Genomic DNA, 22,262 nt, shown 5'->3' with positions numbered 1-22,262 from the left:
ACAAACATCGACTTATTCGCGTAAGACGGATTGTCTTACAGCCGTCGACAAGACGGAAAATCGCCCGACTTCGGGCGGTTTGGACGTAAGACACGCCGCGTCTGACAGGGGCGCGCCACCGTCTTACCCAACGGGGAATACAACCATGGAGCGTGTGACACTGCGAATCCCAAAGCAGCAGATCGAGGAAGTAGAGCAATTAGTCGACTCGGGCGAGTTCCCGAACCGGAGCGAGGCGATCCGGTCGGCCGTCCGTGAGATGATCAACGAACAGGCGGACGGCCACACCGAGCAGTCCGGCAAACGCAACTGGGCGAAGGTGTAACAATGCAGGATATCGTCCAAGACGCCTTAGAGAACGCGGAAGAAGAGGCTCGGGAGATGGACGCCTCGATGGACGATGACGAGTTCGGGGACCCCCGAATCGTTATCGTCGGTTGTGGCGGTGCCGGCAACAATACAATCAACCGACTGTACAACATCGGCGTCGACGGCGCCGACACCGTTGCGATCAACACGGACAAACAGCACCTCAAGATGATCGAGGCCGACACGAAGATCCTCGTCGGCAAGTCGCTCACGAACGGGCTCGGCGCTGGCGGCGACCCGTCGATGGGCGAGCGTGCGACCGAGATGGCCCAGAGCACGGTCAAAGAGGTCCTCGGCGACGCGGACCTCGTGTTCGTGACGGCCGGAATGGGCGGTGGCACCGGGACGGGTGCCGCGCCCGTCGTCTCGAAGATCGCCAAAGAACAGGGTGCGATCGTCGTCGGCATGGTCTCGACGCCGTTTAACGTCGAGCGTGCACGGACGGTCAAAGCCGAAGAAGGCTTAGAGAAACTGCGCGAGCAGGCCGACTCGATTATCGTCCTCGACAACAACCGGCTGCTCGATTACGTCCCGAACCTGCCGATCGGCAAGGCGTTCTCGGTGATGGACCAGATCATCGCCGAGACCGTCAAAGGCATCTCGGAGACGATCACCCAGCCCTCGCTGATCAACCTGGACTACGCCGACATGTCCACGATCATGAACCAGGGTGGCGTCGCCGTCATGCTGGTCGGCGAGACCCAGGACAAGAACAAGACCGACGAGGTCGTCAAGGACGCAATGAACCACCCGCTGCTGGACGTCGACTACCGCGGCGCGTCGGGCGGACTCGTCCACATCACTGGCGGCCCCGACCTCACGCTCAAAGAGGCCGAGGGCATCGCCGACAACATCACCGAACGCCTCGAGGCAAGTGCGAACGTCATCTGGGGCGCCCGGATTCAGGAGAACTACAAGGGCAAGGTACGCGTCATGGCGATCATGACTGGCGTCCAGAGCGCACAGGTGCTCGGCCCGACGACCCAGAAGCAGGCCGACAAGTCCCGTGCGAGCATCGAAGGCGTGAGCGATACGGACTTCGACGCGAGCAATCACATCGAGGACGGCGGCTCCCGACGCGGCGCACACAGCGACGGCGGCCGCAACGAACTCGAGCGACAGAACGGCGTCGACGTGATCCGGTAACCCGCACGCGGCACTTGACACACCACCGCCGCACGCGGCACTTGACACACCACCGCCGCACGCGGCACTTGACACACCACCGCCGCACGCGGCACTTGACACACCACCGCCGCACGCGGCACTTGACACACCATCGGATCTCCGACGACTCCGTTCACCGGTCGGATCCGCTTTTTGCGCGACCTGATACCGAGACCCACCATATCAGCATCATCTGTATCGATCCACCGACAATCGTGCCGATGATGAACTCATCTTCGATACCGGCCGAGAGCCATGTTTACGGACGTATACAGGCGTAACTCGGTCAGATCGGCTGTAGAATACTCGAGAACGAAGGCAGTGCGCCCGATAGCGCGTCACGCCCCAGTGTTGGCGTTCAAACGAGCGACTCGAGCAGCGAGCACTTCCGACAGACCTCGCGGGTGGTCGTCGAGCCACACTCGACACACTCCTGGAGGTCGGCCCCGTCGTCGCCGCTGAACTCGTCGGAGAGGATGCCGGCCAGTTCTTCGTACCCCGAGAGAATCGAGTGGCGCGTGCCGGGGTGGTTCTCCTCGAGCCCGTAGAGCAACTGCTGGATCTCGCCGCGGTAGGCCTCGCTCGAGTGAGGGCATTCCGTGATGTGGGCGGGAAGGTCGTTGACGTGGGCGTAGAGCGCGACTTCCTTTTCGGGAACGTCGCGCAGCGGTTTCGCACGCGGGACGAACTCGTCCTGTTCGTCCCGTTCGGAGAGCGGGCCGAGGCTGGCGTCGAAGTGTTTCGCCATCTGCTCGACGTCGCCCTCGAGGAAGTTCATCAGTGCCGACTGAGCCTCGTCGTCCAGATTGTGTCCCGTCAACAGGAGGTCAGCCTCGAGTTCGTCGGCGTATTTCGAGAGGAGATCGCGGCGAAAGACGCCACAGTAGGCACAGGCAGCCATGTTTTCGGGGTCGTCCTCGACGACGTCGTCCATCCGGACGCCGAACTCCTCCTCGTAGCTGACGACTTCGTGGCGGATGCCAAGGTCGTCGGTGAGATCCACGCAGGCCTCGAGGCTCTTGTCGCGGTAGCCCTCGATCCCCTCGTGGATCGTCAGCCCGACGAGTTCGATGCGGGGATCCTCAGCAAAGGTGTCGTGGAGGATCTGTGTGAGGACGACGCTGTCTTTGCCACCGGAGAGGCCAATCACCCACGTCTGTGGGTTCTCGGGTGTCGCGTCGTGTGGGACGAGATCGTCCCGGCGCACCCGGCGGCGAACCCGCTTTTCGACTGACTCGCGGAAGTGATCCGAACAGAGGTGTGCCCCGGAGTAGGCGGCGTGCATGATCGCCTCCTCGTCGCACCGGTTGCAGTCCATCGCGAAAGCGTTGCCGTCGGACGCGTATGTCCGTTTCGTCTCCCAGACCCCAGCCGACTGCCGTGGGTCGAGACGACCGCCGACCGTCAGGCGGGAACCGTCGGTCGCTCCTCGACGGCGTCGGCCCCGGTCTCGAGGGCGTCGAGTAAGAGATCGACGTACCGATCGCGGGCGGCAGCGGAGAACAGTTCGTGGCCGCCGTCGTAGAGGACGACGTGATCGGCAGGGACGCGCTCGCCGATGGGCCGGAGGCTGATGACGGGATCGCGAAGCGAACAGAAGACGACGGCATCGTGGTCGATCGTCAGCAAATCCTGCTGTGCGCGACGGGTTTCCCGGACGAACGCCGGCGAGACCCACGAGGGCAGCGTCGCGAGCTGGTGGTCGGTCGCCCGCTCGCCCAGCGCCTCGCGGTCCATCCCGCCGACGGGCAGACATGGGAACGTGGTCGGAACCAGCGAGACTGCCTCGAGCACCGGCTCCGGGAACGAATCGCCGTAGCCCCACCACGGGCTCAGGTAGACGTGGTTGTCCGCGCCATCGAGGGCCTGCGCGATGAGTCCACCCGCGCTGTGGCCGAGTAACTGATATCCTTCGAGGTCGCGGACGTACTCAGCGACCGGCTCGAGCCAGTCGGCTTTGAAGTCGTCGATGTTCGTGGGGAGTTCGAACGCGTGGACGCGATACCCGGCGTCGGTCAGCTGCCCGAGGAGCCAGCTGACGTTCTCGTGGGTCCAGCGGTTGCCCCAGCCCATGACGAAGACGAGTTCTTCGTCGCCGTCGTCGTTGAAGATCCGGTGTCGCATACGGTTCCGTACACCGGGCGGTGGTAAAAATCTGCATGCGTGACACGATAGCTGCCAGCGAGGCGACGCCAGGGGCCGAACACGTCCTCAACGTGTGGCACCGACGGGCGCGCTCCTCGGCTCGAGGCAGCGACTGGAAAACCGTTTTGCGACTCGAGCGCCCACAACCGACAATGAGTGGCTTCGCCCGGGACGCGGCGGTCGACCGCCTCGAGCGACTGGTCGACACCGTCGAAGACGAGCGACTTCCGGTACCCGTTCGCGAGGTGTGGGCCGTCGGCGACGTGGCGCTGGGACTCGATCCCGTCGAGCGGCTGGATGTCTACATCACGAAGGACATTCTGTTGCGCGACGACAGCGATCCGACAGCCACGAGTGACGACGACACAGATCCCGACAGCCAGTTTCGCGACTCCCACGGTATCCAGGGCGTCGGCAAGACCGTCCGGGCCGACTGGGCTCGCGAGCACCCCCACTATCTCCGGGCCAACGCCAACGGCCACGCTGCACCCGAGAAGTGTCTCGCCGCGCACCTCCTCGAGGAGGACGAACCGATCCACCTCGAGGTCTGTAACGCGCCGTTCGAGGACAACGTCACCCAGCGGCTCCGTGGGGCACAACTCCGCGAGGACTACACGCAGTTGCTCGATCCCCGTGGGGTCTGTCTCTGGGCCGACGGCACCAGAAGCAACAAGGCGTTCCGGAAGCTCCGCAACAGCGAGTTGGCGCTGCCGACGCTGTCGCGCGCACTCGAGATGCTCGGACTGGATGCCGACGAGGCCACGGACGCTGCCCGGGAACTGCACGCCTGGCGTGACCGGCAGGACGGCGTGACCGTCCGCGGGGACGTCGTCTGAGGCGGCCGTTACCTGTCGGCCTGCTGTATGTCTTCGACTGTCGATTGAACGTTCTCGAGGTTCGCCAGAAGTGTCGAAGAATCGATGGAAACCTGCTCTTTTCGTGGCTCGTAGTCAACGGCTTCGGTGCTGTCGAGTTTCGGCAGATGAACGTGGCGAAGTTCCATCGCGACGCTCTGCCGATCGGATACCTCGTCAGCTAGGTTCGAATCGCACTCGATGATGAAGTCGATGAGATCCTCATGTGTCACGATGTCCGCTTCCGTTCGAAGCATATACCGACAGAGGAATCGGCGACGCGGGTCGTTCAAAACGTCGAACCACGCGTCGATCGGAGTAGATCCCTGATTCCCCTCCGCGTTCCGGTTAGGCATTGTTCGATAATGCACTAGTCTGTCGGATAATGATGTGGCGTAAGTATTCACGCTATTTATATAGTTCATAATGATTATTGATTAGGTGTAGATCAAAACGCGCAAAGGGAGCGGGTTCATATCGGTACCAACCATTAGTATGCTACTCACGACGTTCCGGATCGACTATCCTATTCTACGAGAGGCGTTATCACACGCACCCGACATCGAGATTACGTGGGAACGGTCGGACCTCGTCGGAGATATGACACATCGAATGCTCGTCTGGGTGGACGGTCCCGCGTTCGGTGCGTTCGAGACCGGCATCGAAGCGGACCCAACCCTCAAGCCGCCGGTTCAGGTTATCGAATTCGACGACCAACGGCTCTACCAGCTCGAGTTGACCGCCGAGGGACGTCAAGCCAGCGTCTACCCAACAGTCGTCGAGACGGGGGCACTCCTCCAGAAGGCGATCGCGACCACCGACGGGTGGGACATCCGCGCTGCGCTTCCGGACGAGGAGTCGCTCGAGCAGTATCACGATTTCTTCCGCGGCCACGGCTTCGATATCGAACTCAAGCAGCTGTACGAAGACTGGAAGCCAAAACACAGCGCACAGTCTCGATTCGGACTGACGAACCGACAGCACGAAGTGCTCGTCGCCGCCGTCGACGATGGGTATCTCGACATTCCGCGCTCGTGTTCGCTTGCCGAGCTTGGGGGGCAGTTCGGCATTTCGTCGAACGCGGCGTCGGAGCGGTTCCGCCGCGGTGCCAAAACCCTCATCGAGAACACGGTGTATCCGGACGACACCCCGACGTAAGCGAGCGCGCGTCGCGGTCAGGCGATATCAGTGCGAGTAAACCACACCTGCGCAGCGACGAGGAAGAGGAGGGTCATTGCCACGAGGATCGCCGCATTGGCGAGGTCGTACGTGCCCTCGAGCAAGACCTCGTTGGGATCGTAGTAGCGCATGGGCGCGATTGCGCCGACCGCCTCGGCGTCGGTCCCCGACAGCAGTGACTCCGAGAGAAACAGCGCGAACGTGACGCCGAGGGCGACGCGCTGGGCGATGCCTGCCCGGTCGAAGACGACCGATGCGAGCAGCCCGATGCCCGCACAGGCAAACAAATAGGGAATCGAGAGCAGGTGAACCGCGAGCACGTCGGCGGCGGCGAGCGGTTCGTCGATCAATCGTGCGCCGACGTAGACGACGACCGGCGGAATGACGTTCGCACCGACGATCGGGACGGCCATCGCAGCGAAGCGTTCGCCGAGCAGCCGCCGGCGGGAGATCGGCAGCGACAACAGCACGTCCATCCGGCCGCGGTCGACATCGTCGGCGATCGTCCCAGCGGTGCTGTAGGCCAGATACAGGCCAAGCAGGATGATCCAGCCGAACGTGTAGAGTTCGAACGAGAGAAAGCCGCCGAGACTCGCCATCGTCTGAACCCCCATTACCTGCAAGACCGGCTCCGGATACGCGGCCAGCAACTGATCGAGATCGACCTCGGCCTTGAACGAGGGGTACACCCAGATGACCATCGCGGCGAGCAGCGACAGGCCAATCGAGAGGTAGAGACTGCCTCGAATCCGACGGCGGCCGTCGTATCGCGTCAGTTCAAACACCGTCGTCACCCCCTGTGTCCCCTGCAGCCACGCGATCGGCCTCGTCGGACCTGTCGTCCCCGCCGGCTTCCTCGCCATCGTAAAATCGCATGAAGACCTCCTCGAGCGGCGCTTCCTCAACCGACAGGTCGAGCAGTCGGTACTCCCGCAGCCGCTCGAGCAAGTCGTTGACGTCGCCGGTGAACGTAAAGACGTACTCGGTCCCGTCGCTCGGGCCGCCGGTGGCATCCGTCTCGAGGCCGTGGACGCCATCGATCTCGAGGGCCTGTCTCGGAATCGCTTCAGTAGCGTGCAAGCGGACGACCTTCCCGCTGCGGTCCAGCAGCGATTCGACCGGCTCGACCGTCACGAGTCGGCCGTCGCGGATGATCCCGACGCGGTCACACAGCTTTCGGACCTCGCTCAAGATGTGCGATGAGAAAAACACCGTCAGGCCGTCGTCGCGTTCGGCCCGGACGAACTCGTTGAATCGCTGTTGTAACAGCGGGTCGAGGCCGCTGGTCGGCTCATCGAGGATCACCAGGTCGGGATCGTGCATGAACGTCGCAACGAGCCCGAGCTTCTGGACGTTCCCGCGCGAATACTCCCGGATCTCGCGGTCGAGTGGTGGGTCGAACAGGTCGAGTAACTCCTCGCTTCGCTCGTCGCCCTTGATCGAGGCGTGTAACTCGAGGACCTCCCGGCCAGTCGCCGTCTCGTCGAACGCCGGGCTGTCGGGAAGGTATCCGAGTCGGCGTTTGGCCTCGATCAGTTGCCCTTCGTCGGTGACCTCTTGGCCCAGCACTCGCGCCGTCCCCGCAGTTGGGGACAGCAACCCGAGTAGCGTCCGGATCGTCGTCGTCTTCCCGGCACCGTTCGGGCCGAGGTAGCCGAATATCTCGCCGTGCTCGACGTCGAACGTGACGTCGGCGTTGGCGAGGACCTCGCCGTAATCTTTCGTCAGCCCCTCGAGTTCGATCGCGGCCATACGCTCGTTTCACGCGGGAAGCATATTGGAGTGGTGGGCGTTCTCCCGTCGCGACGAACCGGTCGGTCGCGGTCGACTGGGCCGAAAAAACGTCGCCCGGATCGGGAGCTGCTCACAGCATAACGCCCATCATCTGTTCGGCGACGTACTGGTCGTCGATCTTGTAGTGGGCCTGTCGGATGGCCTCGGTCTCCCAGCGGTGGTCCTCGAGGAACCGAACGGCGTCCTGATTCGTCGCGGGAATGCTCTGGTAGACCTTCTCGTAGCCGTTCGAGTCGGCCCACTTCAAGCCGCGCTCCATCAACTGACTGCCGATCCCGTGGCCGCGGTACTCCTCGAGGACGCCCATCGTGAGTTCGGCGGTGTGCGCGAGTTTCTCGTAGTTGGGCGAGCGGAGATGGACCCAGCCGACGACCTCGTCGTCGACGGTGGCGACGAAGAAGATCCGGGACTCGATGTCGTTGTGCCGGAAGACGACCTCCTCGTGGTCCAGCAGGTCGACGACAGTCTCCGCGACGAGGTAGTCGTTTTCCTCGGCGACCTCGCGCATCACACTGACGATCCCCTTGAGGTCGCTCTGCTCGGCCGGTCGGATCGTGAACGTGAGGTCGTCGATCGTGTGCTCCGTCTCGGCACCAGTCTCGATGGCGATGCGAAAGAGGCCGTCCTCCGACTCGAGGTAGCCGTCCGCCTCGAGTGCGTCGATCGACTCCTTCAATCGACCGGGATCCATCGAGAAATCCGTCTCGAGCTCGTCGGTGGTGACGGCGCCGTTTCGCTCGACGTACTCGTAGAGCCGTTCCTGTGCGTCGGTTTCGAACCGGGGTTTTTCGATCGCTTGCATCGGCTGACTAGTTCACCAGCTCCGCATTTAGACATTGTCAGTTGTTACCGATCACCATAGTATGGATCGGAGACAGAACGCGATGACTACAGCGTTTCGCCAGTAAGCGCTACGACTCCGAAATTCGACCGACGGTCACGTGGAACGGGACGACCTCCTCGCGGCGGTATTCCCGGGCTTGCATCTGCTCGATGACGTCTCGCCCCATCTCGCGCCACGATCCCCGGAGGTCGTCGTACTCGCGTTCGGTCAGTGGACCCGAGAGCATCGTCTCCCGGTCGTCGGCCAGCCCGTCGCCGGTTGCCTTCCGGCGAGCGGCCCGTAACGCGGCGTCGCTGTACGGCGGCTCGACCGTCCGCACGTGATCGTAGCGACGCGTCGCGAGTACCTCGAGGTCCGCCGCCGCGAACGCCTCGCGGGCGTCGGCCCCGAGTGCCACGTCCGTACTGACACCGTCGAGGTAGGCACGCCGGGCCCGCCGCTCGAGGGGGCCTTCGGCGTCGACGCTCGAGTCGATCTCGACCGCGGCGTTATCGGGTTCGACGGCCGCGACGAGATCACTCGAGACGCGGGCGAACTCGGTGATCGCGGCCGCGGGCTCGGGCAGGTTGATCAGCAAGGCCTGACAGACGACGAGGTCGAACGTCTCGTCGGGGAACGGCAGCTGATAGGCATCACCGGTGGCGACGGGAACGTGCTCGGGGGCGGCCGCAAGCAGGTCCGGGTCGGCATCACAGCCGATCACCTCGGCGGGTGATTCCGCGGCGAGGACGCGGCTCAATTCGCCGGTGCCACAGCCTACATCGAGGATTCGCTCTCGGGAGGCGAGGGCCAGCGGCTCGAGGGCATCCCGCGAATCGGCCCACATCCCCTCACGGGTCCGGCTGAGGTAGTCTTCAGAGAACTCGCGCACGACCTCCGCTAGCGGCGTCTCGAGTAAAAACGAGTCGATCTAAACCCCTATTCGTCGTCGCGCAGCTCTTTGACCTTCTGGATGTTCCACGCGAAGCCACGTCCGTCTTCCGTCGGCGTCTCGAGTGCGAAAGGCAGGTCCCGCAGGTCAGGGTGGTTGACGATCGCCTTCATGCCGTCCTCGCCGATGTATCCCTCGCCGATGTGGGCATGTTCGTCCTTGTTCGTCCCGACGTCGTGTTTCGAGTCGTTCAGATGGAGGTACTCGAGGTACTCGAGGCCGACCACGTCGTCGAACCGACCGACGGTCTCGTCGACCGCTTCGGGGGTCGTGAGGTCGTTGCCCGCGACGAGCGTGTGGGCGGTGTCGATGCAGATCCCGATGTCCGTCTCGGTGCGGTCGATGATCCCCGCGAGGTGGTCGAACTCGCCGCCGAGTTTCGTGCCGCTGCCGGCGTCGGATTCGATCAGGATCTGCACGCCCTCGGGCACCTCGAGGTCGTCGATGACGCCGGCGGCGTTGTCCAGTCCACCTTCGACGCCCGCGCCGGTGTGGGCCCCGAGGTGGACGTTGACGTACGGAACCCCCAGCTTTTCGGCGGCGTCGAGTTCCGCCTGCATGCTCTCTTTGGACTTCCGGCGGAGGTCCTCTTTCGGGGTACAGAGATTCACCAGATACGAGGAGTGGATCACCCACGGCCCCTCGAGTTTGGCGTCGCTTTCCTCACGGAAGCCGGCGGCGGCCTCCGCGGAGATGTCGGGCTGGGCCCAGACCTGCGGCGACGTGGTAAAGATCTGGCCGCAGTTCCCGCCGAAGGCCACCTGTCGGCAGACGGCGTTGCGGATATCGTCGTACGGCGGCGTTTCGTCGTCTGAGGAGACGCGCGAGCCGGAGATCGAAACGTGTGCGCCGACCTTCATCGTCATGGATTCCCGTCAGTACCGGGCCGTGATAGGTACTTCGGAGCGCCTCGAGTGGGCCACCGTCGGACGATTACTGCTCGTCCGCCGCGAGTACCTCCCGGTCGTGAATCCACCCATCGCTGCCGAACTTTCGGTCGGCCAGCTCGCGGGCAGCGTCGAGTTCGTCGTCGCGCCACGTCGACTCCGTGGCGTCCGACCAGTCACCCAGCGCTCCCGCGATCGCATCGACGGCGTCCTCGCGGTCGATCCCCACCTCGTCGTGAATGCTCGTCACCCGATCGGTGAACGTCGACGCCTCGAGGTCGGCGTCGAAGACGCCAACGTGTTTGCGCGGCTCGAGGTCGTAACTGATCGACCCATGCTGGATGACGACGTCACGCTGGCGGTACTGGGCGTTGCCGCTGATCTTCTGGGCGTCCGCGCCCGCGTCCGCCGGCGCGACGATGTCGTGTGCCGGATTGATATCGCGCAGATAGCACGAGGGCTGATAGATCGCCTCCTGTTCGGCCGAGGCGAATGCGGCGTCGACACCCATCCGATCGAATGCCTCGAGGATCGGCTCGCAGAACAGTTCGTAACAGTCCATCAGGTCGCCGGGCACCTCGTCGGCTGGCGCGACGATCGTATACGAGATGTCAGCATAGCGGTCGTGGTAGATCCCACCGCCGCCCGTCTGGCGGCGCGTAACGTCGATTCCTTCGCGGTCACAGAAGTCCCAGTCGACGGTGTCGACGTCCTGGCGATACCCAAGCGAGAGCGTGCTCGGTTCCCACGAGTAGACGCGGACGGTCCGCAGATCGTCTTCGAGTGCCGTTCGCGCGGCGACTTCCTCGAGCGACATCTGCGTCGCGCCTGCGCGGGGGTCGTCCCGGATCAGTCGCCAGTCTCGATCGGCAAGCGTCGTCATGCACGACTCCACACGGACGAGACGCAAAGCGATTCCGGCAGCGGCACGATTCTGTATATCGATATGTAATTTACAGCGGGTTGAACGCGCGTCTCGAGTCGACACGCGCCAGTCGCAACGATGCACGTCACCAGTACTCGGGCCCACGACTCGTCGCTACAACGACGATAAACGGTACGATCGGCGACCGAATCGGGTTATCCGACGGCGACGACGACCCGGCCGCCGTCCGTCACGCCGTTTTTACGTACTCACCGGCTATCGAGGGCTATGGTGCGAAACGTCGCCGGATTGCTTCCGGAACTCGAGGACGAAGACTTCTATCTCCTCTCGGGGGTCGAACAGGGGATGCGCTTTTCCGAATGGGTCCAGCGCGAGAAGCTCCCGAAGTTCGCCAACCTCACTGAAGAGGAAGTCGACTATCGCCTCGAGCGCTGTCTCAAACGCGGACTGATCGAGAAGAAGACCATCCAGTACGAGGGCTACACCCTGCAGTTCGAGGGCTACGACGTCCTCGCGTTGCGGGCACTCGTCGAACAGGACACCATCTCGGAGTTCGGCTCGCCCCTTGGCGTCGGTAAAGAAAGCGACGTCTACGAGGTCAAATCGTACAAACCGCTCGCGCTGAAGTACCACCGCGAGGGCTACACGAACTTCCGTGAGGTCCACAAGGAACGCGATTACACCTCGGACAACGAGCACGTCTCGTGGATGTACACCGCCCGAAAAGCAGCCGAGCGCGAGTACGACATTCTCGAGGAACTCTACCCCGACGTCGCGGTTCCCCAGCCGATCGGACAGAACCGCCACGCCATCGTCATGGAGAAGATGGACGGCGTCGAGCTCTCGCGAACCCGACTCGAGGACGATCAGGTACTGGGCGTGCTCGATCTGCTCGTCTCCGAGGTCTCGAGTGCGTACGCACACGGCTACGTCCACGCGGACATGAGCGAGTACAACGTCTTCGTCAACGAGGCGGGCGTGAAGATCTTCGACTGGCCCCAGGCCGTCCCGACGGATCACGAAAACGCCGACGAGTTCCTCCGGCGAGATCTGACTAACATCGTGGGCTACTTCCGCCGCAAGTACCCCCAGCACGTGCCCGACGACCTCCCGACTGATGAGGTAGCCGACGCGATCACCGACGACTCGTTCGAGTCGATTACCGACTTCGTCTGATCGCGTCAGATTTCGCTGACGCTCGTTCGAGCAGCGTGACCGGTCGGACGGATTGTCCTTGTATCGCACCCACGCTCGAAGCCGCTATCGATCGCGATCAAGAACGCGACTGCGATAAAATCGGATCGCGGATCAAACTCACGGGCTCGTGACTGCAACCGTCCCTTTTCCCGGGCAGACTCGACGCTGCCAGCATCGAAACCGTCCGTAGATGGAGCGCGGCAGTCGTCACCACTATACAGGATATATCGATATATGAAACCAGGAGCAGGTGACCGCTCGAGGAACGGGCTCAGGCAGGCATCCCGGCGGAGCCCGGCCGCGGGTCGGCATCGACGGGTGGCTCGAGGCTCCGAAGCTGGTCGTATGCGCGAGCGGTGGTCGCGAGCGTGTACACCGTGACGACCGCGGCGACGAGTTGCGTGAGTACGAGCCCGACGGCACCGCCGAGGAAAACCGCCGGAATCCCGGCGGCTCCGTTGACGGCGATGCCGACGAACAGGACGGCGACACCGAGCCCGAACAGCCGAAGGCGACGACCACGGGTCAGCGTCCAGCTGCTGCGAAAGCCCTGTACGAAGTTCTGATCGTCGACCGCGACGAAGACGCTCCAGTAGTAGAGGCTGACGAGCACGAACAGCCCCGGCACGAGCAGGAAGACGCTGCCGACGGCGACGAGCAACGCGTAGACGATCGTGCCGACGAAGACGTTGAGCGTGGCGATTCCAATTCTTCGGTGGCGGAATTCACGGGGAATCGTGTCGGTTTCCGCCGACGCGAACGTCCGGAGCGCAACGATGGCAGCTGCGACCGTTACGACCCCGATCACCAGCGAGAGCAGTCCGGTGACGAGCCCGACCGCCCCGGATGCGGGCGCTGTCCCGGCCGCGGGGTCGAACCCCGCGGACGTCACGAGTGCGTTCAGGAGTGCAAGGGCGGCGAACACGGCGATGAAGGTGAGTCCGTTTCGCTCGGTGGTACGGGAAAATCCGTCTGACATCGCGTCGGTGATACGAAAGGTCATACGACGAAATACGCGCCCGAAGTAGATATACTCGTACTGTCATACGAGTTCTCAAATCGGCTCGTTGGGAATCGAAGACCTGCTTGAATACAGAGTTTGAATTATCAATTAGGTATTTCGATCAGAGATCGGCGGTTCCGCCACTCGTCCCATGACGGACGGTTAAGGTCACGCATTTGTCCGGTGTTCGATCCGCTCGAGCGACGATCAGTCACACTAATGGAACTACTGATGTACGTCACACTCACTGTCACCGGCGAATGCTTGAATTAATCAGCCTCGCATCCGTAGCCCTACATATGAGTGCTAGCACGACACACGACCTCGACGGCGTCGGTGTGTGGGGCGGCGGTGTTACGGGCGGGCTGGTCGCCGGTATCGCCATGGGACTGGTGCTTCACTTCGGCGGCGACCAGATCGAACTACTGGGTGGTCTCGCAGTCGAGCCCGAACTCGCCGTCGGTGCCGGATGGGCGATCCACCTGATGATCAGCATCGCGTTCGGGCTGGTGTTCGCCGCCATCGTCTCGCAGGGTTGGATCCAGCAGCAGGTGACCGATTTCAGTGACTACGTCATCGCGGGACTCGCTTTCGGTGCGATCATCGGGCTCTTCGCCGGTGGCGTCGTGTTCCCGATCGCGATGGAGCGCGCTGGCGTGGCCGCGTTGCCGATGCCGTTCCTGCCGGTCCCGGGCCCAGGACCCACGGCGGAGCTCGTTAGCGCGCTCGTGTTCGGGCTCGGCCACCTCGTGTACGGGCTGGTCCTGGGAACCGTCTTTGCGACGATCAACGGCATCGCACCGCGCGGCGTCCGCGAGCGCGTGCCGGTGCGGTAGCCCGCTCGCGGAGTTCGAAGCCCTTATACTCGAGAGTTGGGTAGGTCCGGTAGACTCGCTGGTTCGCGGGCATCAGCGGGCACCTGCACGGTGACGTGCCACAGGTCGGGATGTGATCCGCGGGGCATGTGCCCCGGCCGGGATTGAACCAGGAAACGCCCGCGGGTGAATACGATGGCAAAAAGCTTCTATTCCCACATCAAGGACGCATGGAAAGACCCCGACGACGGTAAGCTCGGGGAACTGCAGTGGCAGCGCAAACAGGAGTGGCGCGACCAGGGCGCGATCGAGCGGATCGATCGCCCGACGCGACTCGACAAAGCGCGCGAACTCGGCTACAAGGCCAAACAGGGCATCGTCGTGACCCGCGTGTCGGTCCGCAAAGGGACCGCCCGGAAGGAGCGATTCACGGCCGGCCGCCGAACGAAGCGCCAGGGTGTCAACCGCATCGGGCGGCGCAAGAACATCCAGCGCATCGGCGAAGAGCGCGTCTCCCGGAAGTACCCCAACCTGCGCGTGCTCAACAGCTACTGGGTCGGTGAAGACGGCTCGCAGAAGTGGTTCGAAGTGATCCTCGTCGATCCGAACCACCCCGCGATCGAGAACGACGACGATCTCAACTGGATCTGCAGCAACGACCACCAGAACCGCGCGTTCCGCGGACTCACCAACGCCGGCACGGCAAACCGTGGGCTCAACAACCGCGGCAAAGGTGCCGAGAAGGTCCGCCCGTCCAACACCGGCGGCCAGGGCCGCGCGAAGTAACGCGCGACCAGCTGATTTCATACCGTTTTTCTGCGACTCGAGGCGAGAGCGACTGCTCGATAGTCGCTACCGATCGAATACCCGCCGAACAGTTCCCGCTGTCTTGGGTCGAGAGGTGGACTTATTCCAGAGGCTGACGTATCGCTGCGTATGACACGGCACGTTCTCGTGGCAGTTGACAGCTCGGCGCAATCGACTGACGCGCTCGAGTTCGCCTGTGAGGAGTACTCGGACGCGACGATCACCGCACTCTACGTCCTCGATCCGGGTGACTTCTACGCGGTAAGCGGTGTCGAGGGGACCGCGATGGCGAACTACGATGAGGTACAGCGCCACCACGAGGAACGAGCCGAGCAGGTCCTGGAGGAAGCCCGCAGGCAGGCCGCCGACCACGACGTCGAACTCGAGACGGACCACATCGTCGGCAGCGTCTCGCGATCGATCGTCGACTACGCCGACGAACACGACGTCGATCATATTATCGTCGGCAGCCACGGCCGGACGGGAGCGAGTCGGATTCTCCTCGGCAGTGTTGCCGAGACGGTAGCGCGTCGGTCACCGGTGCCGGTGACGATCGTCCGATAATCGACACAAGTACCCGTGTAGTGATCGCGGCCAGCGGCCGCTGGTCGGTCGAGAACGGCGAGAAGCAGCGACAGTGGGACGATCAGGCCGAGACGGTCTGACTTTCCTGTTCGGACTCGGTCGAGCGCATGTCCAGATCGGCCCGCAGGGCCTCGATGGCATCTTCGGGGTCGGTCTCGGAGTCGAAGACCCGGTCGAAGCCCAGTTCGCGGAAGAACTTGCGGGTCTCCTCGAAGTCGTCCTGGCCGACGGCGAGGTTGCCACCGATGTAGGTCGTCACGTCGAGGTCGGCATCGGCGATCCGCTGGTGGAAGCCCTCACAGTCCTGTTTGGCGTGGCCGTAAAGCGACGAGACGAGTACAGCCTCGGCGTCGTTGGCGGATGCGGCTTCGACGAACTCCTCCTGGGAGGTCTGCACACCAAGGTTGACGACGTCGAATCCAGCTGCCTCCAGTGCCTGTTCCAGGATGGTAATCCCGACGACGTGGGCGTCCGAGCCGATCACGCCGAGGATGACTGTCTGCGTCATGTGCGTACCACCACAAACTGTGGGCACCACCATAAACCTAATGATTAATAATGTGGCACTGGTTCACATGGTTTCCCCGCGGAGCCGCCTCGAGGGAGTGTCGCTAAAATAATCCCATGCCAGGGTTTCATACGGACCGCTGTCAGTCAGTGCCGGTGCAACCGCGACCGTGCTGCGGTTCACCGGTCAATCGGTACAGCAGACCGTATCAGCCACTCTTCGATGGAAGACCGGGAAAGAAAGGGGATCGACGATCCGTCACTCAGACGGTCGTCAGCGCGCCGACCGGCGCATCGGTGTGCTCGCGGGCACGCTGGATGCCATCCTCACCGGCGGCAATGAGCGCAAAGACGCCCGCGACATCGGCCTCAGCGGTATGGACGATATCGAGCAGGAGTTCCTGGGTCTCGCCCGATCGGATGAGGTCGTCGACGACGAGCACCGACTCGCCGGGATCGATCGCCGACGCGGGCAGGTAGTAAGTGAGTTCGATCCCCGACTGCAGGCGCTGGCGGGCCTCGATGAACTCCTCGACGGCGGTCTCCTTGCGCTTTTTCGCGTAGGCACAGCGGACGCCGTAGTAACTCGCGAGCGCGGCCGCGAGCGTGATCCCGTCGGTCGCGGCGGTGAGCACGACGTCGGGGCGCTCGAAGTCGAAGCCGTTCGCGACGACCGGTGCGGCCAGATCGAGAAACGGCTGATCGAAGACGGTCGCGGAGTTGTCGACGTACCCCTCGTCGTCGACGCGAATACGCGCATCGAGTTCCTCGCTCAACGCCTCCCGACCGAGTTCCTCGACGACCTCGCGCGCACGGTCGGTTCCCGGGAGGACGTGCCCGTTGACGTACCGGTTGAGATCGCCCGCCGGCAGCCCCGTCGTCTCGGCGAGCTCGTCGTACGTTCGCGTCTCTTTTAACATCCGCAACACGTCGACGGCCCGCAGCTGAAGGGCTGCCTTCTCGGCTCTGTTCATACAGATATGCACGATTCCGCAAGTATGGCTATTACGATCCAGATTTGCGTGTGAATCAGCACGGACGTGCGGTTTACTCGAGCTGAGATCGCCGCTGTCCGGTCGTTGATAACACTCGATCGCCGTGCACGGCCGTCGAAAACGCGTTGTTCGGTCGTTACTGCAGGAAGTCCGGCTCCGTCCGCTGTTCGTCGCGTTCGGCCTCGAGATGACTCCGGAACTCGTCGATTTCGACGTCGTACTCCTGATCCTCGAAACGGTCACGAACCGAGATGGTCCCGTCCGCTTCCTCGTTGTCGCCGACGATGATCTGGTATGGCACGCGGTCGTCGTGGGCCGCGCGGATCTTGCGCTCTAAGGTCGAGTCGCGGCCGTCGACCTCGACGCGGAAGTCGTCGAACTCGTTTGCCACGCGGTGGGCGTAGCCGAGGTTGTCGTCGGAGATCGGCAGCACGCGGACCTGTTCGGGCGCGAGCCACAGCGGGAACCGGCCCTCGTAGTGCTCGATGAGCATCATGAAGAACCGCTCGTAGCTGCCATACAGCGCGCGGTGGATCATGACGGGGCGGTGTTCCTCGTTGTCCTCGCCGACGTAGTTCAGGTCGAACCGCTCGGGCATGTTGAAGTCCAGCTGCACCGTCGGACCGTCCCACGAGCGGCCGATCGCGTCTTCGAACGCGAAGTCGATCTTCGGCCCGTAGAACGCCCCGTCGCCCTCCTCGATCTCGTACTCGTGGCCGTGGGCCTCGAGGACGCTCTCGAGTTGGTCCTCCGCGCGCTCCCAGATCTCGTCGGAGCCGACCGACTTCTCGGGGCGCGTGGCCAGGGCCATCTCGTACTCTAAGTCGAACGTCTCGAGGACGTCCGTGATCATGTCCATGATCTCCTCGACCTCGCGTTTGATCTGGTCGGGACGAATGAACAGGTGGCCGTCGTCGATCGTAAACGCCCAGACCCGCGAGAGCCCCGAGAGTTCACCGCGTTGCTCTTTGCGGTAGACCTTCCCGTTCTCGGCGTAGCGGATCGGCAGATCGCGGTAGCTCCAGGAGTGGTCCTGGAAGATTGCGGCGTGGCCGGGACAGTTCATCGGCTTCAGACCGAACTCGTCGTCGCCGACGTCGAAGATGAACATGTCATCCTGATAGTTCTCGTAGTGGCCCGACTGGTGCCAGAGATCCGTCTTGAAGACGTGGGGCGTCTCAACGTAGTCGTAGCCCGCTTCCTTGTTCAGCGTCTCGACGAAGTCCTCGAGTTCCTTCAGGACGGTCTTCCCGGCGGGGTGATACAGCGGCAGGCCGGGGCCGGTGACGTCCTGAATCGAGAACAGGTCCATCTCGTTGCCGATCCGGCGGTGGTCGCGCTTCTCGGCTTCCTGTTTTCGCTCCAGGAAGTCCTCGAGATCGCTCTCGTCCTCGAAGGCGGTGCCGTAGATGCGCGTCTGCATCGTGTTGTCCTCGTCGCCGCGCCAGTACGCGCCGGCGATCTCGAGCAGTTTGACCGCGCCGATCTCGCCCGTCGAGTCGACGTGCGGGCCGGCACAGAGGTCCTCCCACTCGCCCTGGCTGTAGAACGTGACGGTCTCGTCTTCCTCGGCGAACTCGGAGAGGAGCTCGAGCTTGTAGGGCTCGTCGGCCAGGCGCTCTTCGGCTTCGTCGATCGAGACCACTTCACGCTCGATGTCGTAGTCTTCCTCGATGATTGCCTCCATCTCGGCCTCGAGTTCGGCGAGGTCCTCCTCGTCGACGTCGAGGTTGTCGAAGTCGTAGTAGAAGCCCTCGTCCGTCGGCGGCCCGATCGCGAGGTCGACGTCGTCGTAGTGGCGCTCGACGGCCTGAGCGAGACAGTGGGCCGCAGAGTGGCGCATGACGCGGAGATACTCGTCGGACTGGTCCGTGACGATCTCGAGTTCGACGCCGTCGTAGACTGGCTCCTCTTTGGCGACGAGCTCACCGTCGAGTTTGCCGGCGACCGTGTCCCGGCCGAGGCCGGGACCGATCTCGTAGGCACAGTCCTCGACCGTGGCATCGGCGTCGACCTCGAGTTCCGATCCGTCGGGCAGTACGACCGCTATCTGCTGCTGTGAATCTGATTCTGACATGGCTGTGGATGTGGTGAAAATCCCGGTGGCGTGTCCGCGCCGTATCCCGCACACTGGTCGACCGGAGCCGACACAATACACGGTAGGTGGGAGTTAGAAACGGGCAAACGCCCCTGTAAAGCGGACACCTACCATCGTGGCTACGCGTAGTCTCGAGCGGGATAAAAGCATTGTGATGGGGCGTCACCGGCAGAACGGTTTTCATTCCGAACCGACTCTATCACGTCGTGGGCTTCGATCCACCAGGGGACGACGATCCGCTCGAAGACCCGTTCGGGGATGACCCGCTCGAGGATCCGTTCGAGAGCGATCCGTTCGAGGACCCGATCGGAGACAGGAGCGGTGGCGACAGCGATCTCGAGAGGACGTTTAGCAAGATCTCGCGATCGACGCTGCTCGCGTTCGTCGTCGTCGCGGGACTCATTCACGCCGGCCTCTTCGGCGCGAGCCTCGGCGTGATGCTGATCGGGTTCCGGAGTCAGTGGGTCGGTGGCGGCGCGCTCGTGATCGGCGGTGGGGTCGCGCTGGTCGTCGCTGTCGTGGTGTACCGTCGGTACAGCGCCCGTCAGTGATACGGACACCTCTCAGTGGGTTTCGGCGCACCCGCGACACGTCATGCGAGTACGCCGGGACACAGTGATAGCAGACCGTATGAGTCACGACGCTCGGTGACTCAGTCTTTAGTCCTGATCGGCCAGCAGTTCCTCGGCGGTGACGAGCGCCTCCATCTCGACGTCCGCGTCCTCGACGTTCTCGCGGCCGCCTTCCTGTCGATCGACGACGACCAGCGCGCGCTCGACGGTCGCCCCGGCGTCACGGAGTGCCTCGATCGCGTCGACGAGACTCGTCCCCGTCGTCACGATGTCCTCGAGAACGACGACTTCCTCACCCTCCTCGAGACGCCCTTCGACCAGGTTCGCGGTACCGTAGTCCTTGCGCTGCTTGCGCGCGATGACGTAGGGGACGTCGGCCGCGACGCTCGTCGCAGCGGCCAGCGGGACGCCACCGAGGGCGACGCCGCCGAGTTTGTCGTCATCGTCGAGTCGCTCGGCGAAGGCCTCGGCGATCAACTCGAGACAGCCCGGATCGGTCTCGAAGAGGTACTTGTCGACGTAGTATTCGCTGGTGCCGCCATGGGAGAGTTCGAACTCGCCGAACTGGACGGCGTCGGCCGCTCGCAGGGCATCGATGAGCGCTTGGTTCGTCATTACTCGAGAACGCGGTCCGAACTGAAATAAGCGGTGTGAAACGGGACGCGGCCCGCGCGTGCGATGACAGCGCTACCAGGGTTCGTTTTTCAACCCGAGCTTGTACGCGATCACGTTCGTCGTCACGTGAAGGATCGGCGTCAGGACGACGACGACGAGGATGACCTCGAGCGTAAACCAGGTCAGGAACCAGTCGGTCGCCAACAGGGCGGTCAACGGCAGGGAGACGACGACGAAGTCGAGCTGGTCGAGGCCGGGAAACATCGCGCCGCGCTGGCGGCCACTTCGGCGCTTGAGAAACGAGGCGAGGATGTCGCCGAGCATCGCGCCACCGGCGAGGCCGAGCGCCGCGAGGGGCTCGAATCGCGGGACTGCAAAGCCGAGGGTGTCGCTGACGGTCGGCTCGAGGACGGTCAGGACGGCCGCGAGCGCGATGCCCGCGATGGTTCCGACTGCCGTCCCGCGCCACGTCTTCCCGTCGCCCAGCACGCGCCTGTCGCCCCACGTCCGACCGCCGTCGATGGGCCGGCCGCCGCCGGCCAGTACCGCGGCGTTGTTAGGGACGTAGGCGGGCAACATCGCCCAGAACGCGATCACGACTGTCTCGAGTATTGCCATATCCGCCGGGACGAACCGACGTGTCTTAACCGGCGGTGGTTCGCCGGAACGAGAACGACCATCGGAACATCAGACGACCAACTCGAACCGATCGGTCCTCGATCGTGCTCGACGGCAGCCACATAGTTGTAAACGATATCTGTTTCTTGTGTACACGAAAAACTTTTAACACTCCTGGTCGATCCCTTTCGTAGAGTCCTTGTTAGCATGCCACGAGAGCATATTTTCGACGAAGCCGAATACGAGCGACGGGTCGCTCAGACCAAGGATCGGTTGCGCGAGGAAGACCTCGACGCGATCGTCGTCGCCGATCCGGCGAACATGAACTATCTGACGGGCTACGACGGCTGGTCGTTTTACGTCCATCAGGCCGTCGTGGTCACGCCGGAGCGCGACGAGCCCGTCTGGATCGGTCGCGAGATGGATGGAAACGGCGCGCGCGCGACGACACATCTCTCCGAGGAGAGCATTCGGACCTACAGCGACGACCATGTCCACTCGCCGTACGACCTCCATCCGATGGACTACGTCGCCGGCGTCTTAGAGGAACTCGAGGTCGCCGATGGCCGGATCGGCCTCGAGATGGACGCCTCCTACTTCACGGCGAAGTCCTACACCCGACTGCAGGGGAACCTCCCCGACGCCGAATTCGAGGACGCGACGCTGCTGGTCGGCTGGGTCCGGATCAAGAAGTCAGAACAGGAACTCGAGTACATGCGCGAGGCCGCCCGCATCTCCGAGCACGCGATGCAAGCAGGGCTCGACGCTATCGAGGAGGGCGTCCCCGAGTACGAGGCCGCGGCCGCGATCTACGACGCGCTCATTACAGGAACCGAGGCGTACGGCGGCGATTACCCCTCGATCGTCCCGTTGATGCCATCCGGCGATCACACCGGCACGCCACATCTGACCTGGACCGATCGGCCCTTCGAGGACGGCGATCCCGTCATCATCGAACTCTCGGGCTGCCGTCACCGGTATCACTCGCCGCTGGCTCGCACGACGTTCGTCGGCGACCCGCCCGCGAAACTCGCAGAGACTGCCGAGATCGTCGTCGAGGGACTCGAGGCGGCGCTCGACGCCGCCGAACCCGGCGTCACCTGTGAGGCCGTCGAGAAAGCCTGGCGCGAGACGATCGCTCAGTACGGTCTCGAGAAGGAGGATCGGATCGGCTACTCGATGGGGCTCGGCTATCCGCCAGACTGGGGCGAACACACCGCGAGTCTGCGCCCGGGTGATGACACGGTGCTCGAGGAGGACATGACGTTCCACATGATTCCGGGCATCTGGACCGACGAACTCGGCGTCGAGATCAGCGAGACGTTCCACGTCACCAGCAACGGTGCCGAAGCGCTGGCCGAATTCCCGCGACAACTGTTTACGACGTAAGGTCG

The 22,262-nt window shown here is 63.3% G+C and carries 25 protein-coding genes; 10 read left to right on the top strand and 15 right to left on the bottom strand.

Annotated elements, in window-relative coordinates:
- Positions 1-145 precede the first annotated feature (145 nt).
- Together ACFR99_RS08650 and ftsZ are read left to right on the top strand one after the other, a co-directional pair.
- On the top strand, positions 146-325 hold the full coding sequence (locus tag ACFR99_RS08650) for a ribbon-helix-helix domain-containing protein (protein WP_390286356.1): 180 nt from the start codon (positions 146-148) through the stop codon (positions 323-325).
- 2 nt (positions 326-327) lie between these two features.
- On the top strand, positions 328-1,515 hold the full coding sequence (ftsZ, locus tag ACFR99_RS08645; protein WP_390286354.1) for a cell division protein FtsZ: 1,188 nt from the start codon (positions 328-330) through the stop codon (positions 1,513-1,515).
- A 379-nt stretch (positions 1,516-1,894) separates the two neighbouring features.
- Here ftsZ and ncsA read toward each other — a convergent pair whose 3' ends face one another.
- The gene (ncsA, locus tag ACFR99_RS08640) at positions 1,895-2,854 is read right to left on the bottom strand and encodes a tRNA 2-thiolation protein NcsA (RefSeq protein ID WP_390286352.1); all 960 of its coding nucleotides are present in this window, start codon (positions 2,852-2,854) and stop codon (positions 1,895-1,897) included.
- An 86-nt stretch (positions 2,855-2,940) separates the two neighbouring features.
- Positions 2,941-3,660: an alpha/beta fold hydrolase gene (locus ACFR99_RS08635; RefSeq protein WP_390286350.1), complete on the bottom strand. Its 720-nt coding sequence runs from the start codon at positions 3,658-3,660 to the stop codon at positions 2,941-2,943.
- A 173-nt stretch (positions 3,661-3,833) separates the two neighbouring features.
- Between ACFR99_RS08635 and ACFR99_RS08630 the strand changes: the two genes are divergently transcribed.
- A complete protein-coding gene (locus ACFR99_RS08630; RefSeq protein WP_390286348.1) occupies positions 3,834-4,517 on the top strand; it encodes a DUF7095 family protein in 684 nt (227 codons plus the stop codon).
- An 8-nt stretch (positions 4,518-4,525) separates the two neighbouring features.
- Here the strand turns inward: ACFR99_RS08630 and ACFR99_RS08625 are convergent, their stop codons facing one another.
- A complete protein-coding gene (locus ACFR99_RS08625) occupies positions 4,526-4,891 on the bottom strand; it encodes a DUF7344 domain-containing protein (protein ID WP_390286346.1) in 366 nt (121 codons plus the stop codon).
- 139 nt (positions 4,892-5,030) lie between these two features.
- On the opposite strand from ACFR99_RS08625, the gene ACFR99_RS08620 reads away from it, so the two are divergent.
- Positions 5,031-5,693, top strand: coding sequence for a helix-turn-helix domain-containing protein (locus ACFR99_RS08620; RefSeq protein ID WP_390286344.1), 663 nt, complete (start codon positions 5,031-5,033; stop codon positions 5,691-5,693).
- A 17-nt stretch (positions 5,694-5,710) separates the two neighbouring features.
- On the opposite strand, the gene ACFR99_RS08615 is transcribed toward ACFR99_RS08620, so the two are convergent.
- The 6 genes from ACFR99_RS08615 to ACFR99_RS08590 all read right to left on the bottom strand — a co-directional run bounded on the left by ACFR99_RS08615 (position 5,711) and on the right by ACFR99_RS08590 (position 11,053).
- Complete coding sequence (locus ACFR99_RS08615) at positions 5,711-6,499, bottom strand: ABC transporter permease (protein WP_390286342.1); 789 nt, start codon at positions 6,497-6,499, stop codon at positions 5,711-5,713.
- Positions 6,492-7,466 (bottom strand): ABC transporter ATP-binding protein, encoded by a 975-nt coding sequence (locus ACFR99_RS08610; RefSeq protein ID WP_390286340.1) that lies wholly within the window; start codon positions 7,464-7,466, stop codon positions 6,492-6,494. The genes ACFR99_RS08615 and ACFR99_RS08610 overlap by 8 nt, the downstream gene beginning before the upstream one ends.
- A 112-nt stretch (positions 7,467-7,578) precedes the next feature.
- Positions 7,579-8,310 (bottom strand): GNAT family N-acetyltransferase, encoded by a 732-nt coding sequence (locus tag ACFR99_RS08605; protein WP_390286338.1) that lies wholly within the window; start codon positions 8,308-8,310, stop codon positions 7,579-7,581.
- A gap of 109 nt (positions 8,311-8,419) precedes the next feature.
- Positions 8,420-9,223, bottom strand: coding sequence for a class I SAM-dependent methyltransferase (locus ACFR99_RS08600; protein ID WP_390286337.1), 804 nt, complete (start codon positions 9,221-9,223; stop codon positions 8,420-8,422).
- A gap of 47 nt (positions 9,224-9,270) precedes the next feature.
- Positions 9,271-10,143, bottom strand: coding sequence for a deoxyribonuclease IV (locus ACFR99_RS08595; protein WP_390286401.1), 873 nt, complete (start codon positions 10,141-10,143; stop codon positions 9,271-9,273).
- Between the two features lie 73 nt (positions 10,144-10,216).
- Positions 10,217-11,053, bottom strand: a complete 837-nt coding sequence (locus tag ACFR99_RS08590) for a lipoate--protein ligase family protein (RefSeq protein ID WP_390286335.1) — start codon at positions 11,051-11,053, stop codon at positions 10,217-10,219.
- A gap of 270 nt (positions 11,054-11,323) precedes the next feature.
- Here ACFR99_RS08590 and ACFR99_RS08585 point away from each other — a divergent pair, with 270 nt between their 5' ends.
- Entirely contained in the window at positions 11,324-12,232 is a 909-nt protein-coding gene (locus tag ACFR99_RS08585; RefSeq protein ID WP_390286333.1) for a serine/threonine-protein kinase RIO2, read from the top strand.
- A 292-nt stretch (positions 12,233-12,524) separates the two neighbouring features.
- Here the strand turns inward: ACFR99_RS08585 and ACFR99_RS08580 are convergent, their stop codons facing one another.
- Positions 12,525-13,256, bottom strand: a complete 732-nt coding sequence (locus ACFR99_RS08580; protein ID WP_390286331.1) for a DUF7847 domain-containing protein — start codon at positions 13,254-13,256, stop codon at positions 12,525-12,527.
- Positions 13,257-13,555: 299 nt separating this feature from the next.
- Between ACFR99_RS08580 and ACFR99_RS08575 the strand changes: the two genes are divergently transcribed.
- The 3 genes from ACFR99_RS08575 (at position 13,556) to ACFR99_RS08565 (ending at position 15,442) form a co-directional block, all read left to right on the top strand.
- Positions 13,556-14,092, top strand: coding sequence for a hypothetical protein (locus ACFR99_RS08575; protein ID WP_390286329.1), 537 nt, complete (start codon positions 13,556-13,558; stop codon positions 14,090-14,092).
- 174 nt (positions 14,093-14,266) lie between these two features.
- Positions 14,267-14,857, top strand: a complete 591-nt coding sequence (locus ACFR99_RS08570; protein ID WP_390286327.1) for a 50S ribosomal protein L15e — start codon at positions 14,267-14,269, stop codon at positions 14,855-14,857.
- Positions 14,858-15,007: 150 nt separating this feature from the next.
- Positions 15,008-15,442 (top strand): universal stress protein, encoded by a 435-nt coding sequence (locus tag ACFR99_RS08565; protein ID WP_390286325.1) that lies wholly within the window; start codon positions 15,008-15,010, stop codon positions 15,440-15,442.
- Between the two features lie 82 nt (positions 15,443-15,524).
- Here ACFR99_RS08565 and glmS read toward each other — a convergent pair whose 3' ends face one another.
- From glmS to thrS, 3 genes are all read right to left on the bottom strand, one after another.
- Positions 15,525-15,971 (bottom strand): methylaspartate mutase subunit S, encoded by a 447-nt coding sequence (gene glmS / locus ACFR99_RS08560; RefSeq protein WP_390286323.1) that lies wholly within the window; start codon positions 15,969-15,971, stop codon positions 15,525-15,527.
- A gap of 262 nt (positions 15,972-16,233) precedes the next feature.
- Positions 16,234-16,944 (bottom strand): phosphoribosyltransferase family protein, encoded by a 711-nt coding sequence (locus ACFR99_RS08555; RefSeq protein ID WP_390286321.1) that lies wholly within the window; start codon positions 16,942-16,944, stop codon positions 16,234-16,236.
- Between the two features lie 157 nt (positions 16,945-17,101).
- Positions 17,102-19,042: a threonine--tRNA ligase gene (gene thrS / locus ACFR99_RS08550; RefSeq protein ID WP_390286319.1), complete on the bottom strand. Its 1,941-nt coding sequence runs from the start codon at positions 19,040-19,042 to the stop codon at positions 17,102-17,104.
- A gap of 227 nt (positions 19,043-19,269) precedes the next feature.
- Here thrS and ACFR99_RS08545 point away from each other — a divergent pair, with 227 nt between their 5' ends.
- Positions 19,270-19,614 carry a DUF7322 domain-containing protein gene (locus ACFR99_RS08545; RefSeq protein ID WP_390286317.1) on the top strand — a complete coding sequence of 115 codons (345 nt, stop codon included), beginning with the start codon at positions 19,270-19,272 and terminating at the stop codon, positions 19,612-19,614.
- 108 nt (positions 19,615-19,722) lie between these two features.
- Here the strand turns inward: ACFR99_RS08545 and pyrE are convergent, their stop codons facing one another.
- Positions 19,723-20,250 (bottom strand): orotate phosphoribosyltransferase, encoded by a 528-nt coding sequence (gene pyrE, locus ACFR99_RS08540; protein ID WP_390286315.1) that lies wholly within the window; start codon positions 20,248-20,250, stop codon positions 19,723-19,725.
- A gap of 72 nt (positions 20,251-20,322) precedes the next feature.
- A complete protein-coding gene (locus tag ACFR99_RS08535) occupies positions 20,323-20,868 on the bottom strand; it encodes a CDP-2,3-bis-(O-geranylgeranyl)-sn-glycerol synthase (protein WP_390286313.1) in 546 nt (181 codons plus the stop codon).
- Positions 20,869-21,075: 207 nt separating this feature from the next.
- On the opposite strand from ACFR99_RS08535, the gene ACFR99_RS08530 reads away from it, so the two are divergent.
- Complete coding sequence (locus tag ACFR99_RS08530; RefSeq protein ID WP_390286311.1) at positions 21,076-22,257, top strand: M24 family metallopeptidase; 1,182 nt, start codon at positions 21,076-21,078, stop codon at positions 22,255-22,257.
- Positions 22,258-22,262 lie beyond the last annotated feature (5 nt).

The sequence above is a fragment of the Haloarchaeobius amylolyticus genome (assembly GCF_042678045.1).
GTDB classification, from domain to species: Archaea; Halobacteriota; Halobacteria; order Halobacteriales; family Natrialbaceae; genus Natrinema; species Natrinema amylolyticus_A.
This window is presented reverse-complemented; position numbering and strand designations above follow the sequence as displayed.

Bases quoted from the DNA above. Each gene is read 5' to 3' on its own strand.
- ACFR99_RS08650 (WP_390286356.1), top strand. From the start codon at position 146: ATGGAGCGTGTGACACTGCGAATCCCAAAGCAGCAGATCGAGGAAGTA.
- ftsZ (WP_390286354.1), top strand. From the start codon at position 328: ATGCAGGATATCGTCCAAGACGCCTTAGAGAACGCGGAAGAAGAGGCT.
- ncsA (WP_390286352.1), bottom strand. From the start codon at position 2,854: ATGGACTGCAACCGGTGCGACGAGGAGGCGATCATGCACGCCGCCTAC.
- ACFR99_RS08635 (WP_390286350.1), bottom strand. From the start codon at position 3,660: ATGCGACACCGGATCTTCAACGACGACGGCGACGAAGAACTCGTCTTC.
- ACFR99_RS08630 (WP_390286348.1), top strand. From the start codon at position 3,834: ATGAGTGGCTTCGCCCGGGACGCGGCGGTCGACCGCCTCGAGCGACTG.
- ACFR99_RS08625 (WP_390286346.1), bottom strand. From the start codon at position 4,891: ATGCCTAACCGGAACGCGGAGGGGAATCAGGGATCTACTCCGATCGAC.
- ACFR99_RS08620 (WP_390286344.1), top strand. From the start codon at position 5,031: ATGCTACTCACGACGTTCCGGATCGACTATCCTATTCTACGAGAGGCG.
- ACFR99_RS08610 (WP_390286340.1), bottom strand. From the start codon at position 7,466: ATGGCCGCGATCGAACTCGAGGGGCTGACGAAAGATTACGGCGAGGTC.
- ACFR99_RS08605 (WP_390286338.1), bottom strand. From the start codon at position 8,310: ATGCAAGCGATCGAAAAACCCCGGTTCGAAACCGACGCACAGGAACGG.
- ACFR99_RS08595 (WP_390286401.1), bottom strand. From the start codon at position 10,143: ATGAAGGTCGGCGCACACGTTTCGATCTCCGGCTCGCGCGTCTCCTCA.
- ACFR99_RS08590 (WP_390286335.1), bottom strand. From the start codon at position 11,053: ATGACGACGCTTGCCGATCGAGACTGGCGACTGATCCGGGACGACCCC.
- ACFR99_RS08585 (WP_390286333.1), top strand. From the start codon at position 11,324: ATGGTGCGAAACGTCGCCGGATTGCTTCCGGAACTCGAGGACGAAGAC.
- ACFR99_RS08580 (WP_390286331.1), bottom strand. From the start codon at position 13,256: ATGACCTTTCGTATCACCGACGCGATGTCAGACGGATTTTCCCGTACC.
- ACFR99_RS08575 (WP_390286329.1), top strand. From the start codon at position 13,556: ATGAGTGCTAGCACGACACACGACCTCGACGGCGTCGGTGTGTGGGGC.
- ACFR99_RS08570 (WP_390286327.1), top strand. From the start codon at position 14,267: ATGGCAAAAAGCTTCTATTCCCACATCAAGGACGCATGGAAAGACCCC.
- ACFR99_RS08565 (WP_390286325.1), top strand. From the start codon at position 15,008: ATGACACGGCACGTTCTCGTGGCAGTTGACAGCTCGGCGCAATCGACT.
- glmS (WP_390286323.1), bottom strand. From the start codon at position 15,971: ATGACGCAGACAGTCATCCTCGGCGTGATCGGCTCGGACGCCCACGTC.
- ACFR99_RS08555 (WP_390286321.1), bottom strand. From the start codon at position 16,944: ATGAACAGAGCCGAGAAGGCAGCCCTTCAGCTGCGGGCCGTCGACGTG.
- thrS (WP_390286319.1), bottom strand. From the start codon at position 19,042: ATGTCAGAATCAGATTCACAGCAGCAGATAGCGGTCGTACTGCCCGAC.
- pyrE (WP_390286315.1), bottom strand. From the start codon at position 20,250: ATGACGAACCAAGCGCTCATCGATGCCCTGCGAGCGGCCGACGCCGTC.
- ACFR99_RS08535 (WP_390286313.1), bottom strand. From the start codon at position 20,868: ATGGCAATACTCGAGACAGTCGTGATCGCGTTCTGGGCGATGTTGCCC.
- ACFR99_RS08530 (WP_390286311.1), top strand. From the start codon at position 21,076: ATGCCACGAGAGCATATTTTCGACGAAGCCGAATACGAGCGACGGGTC.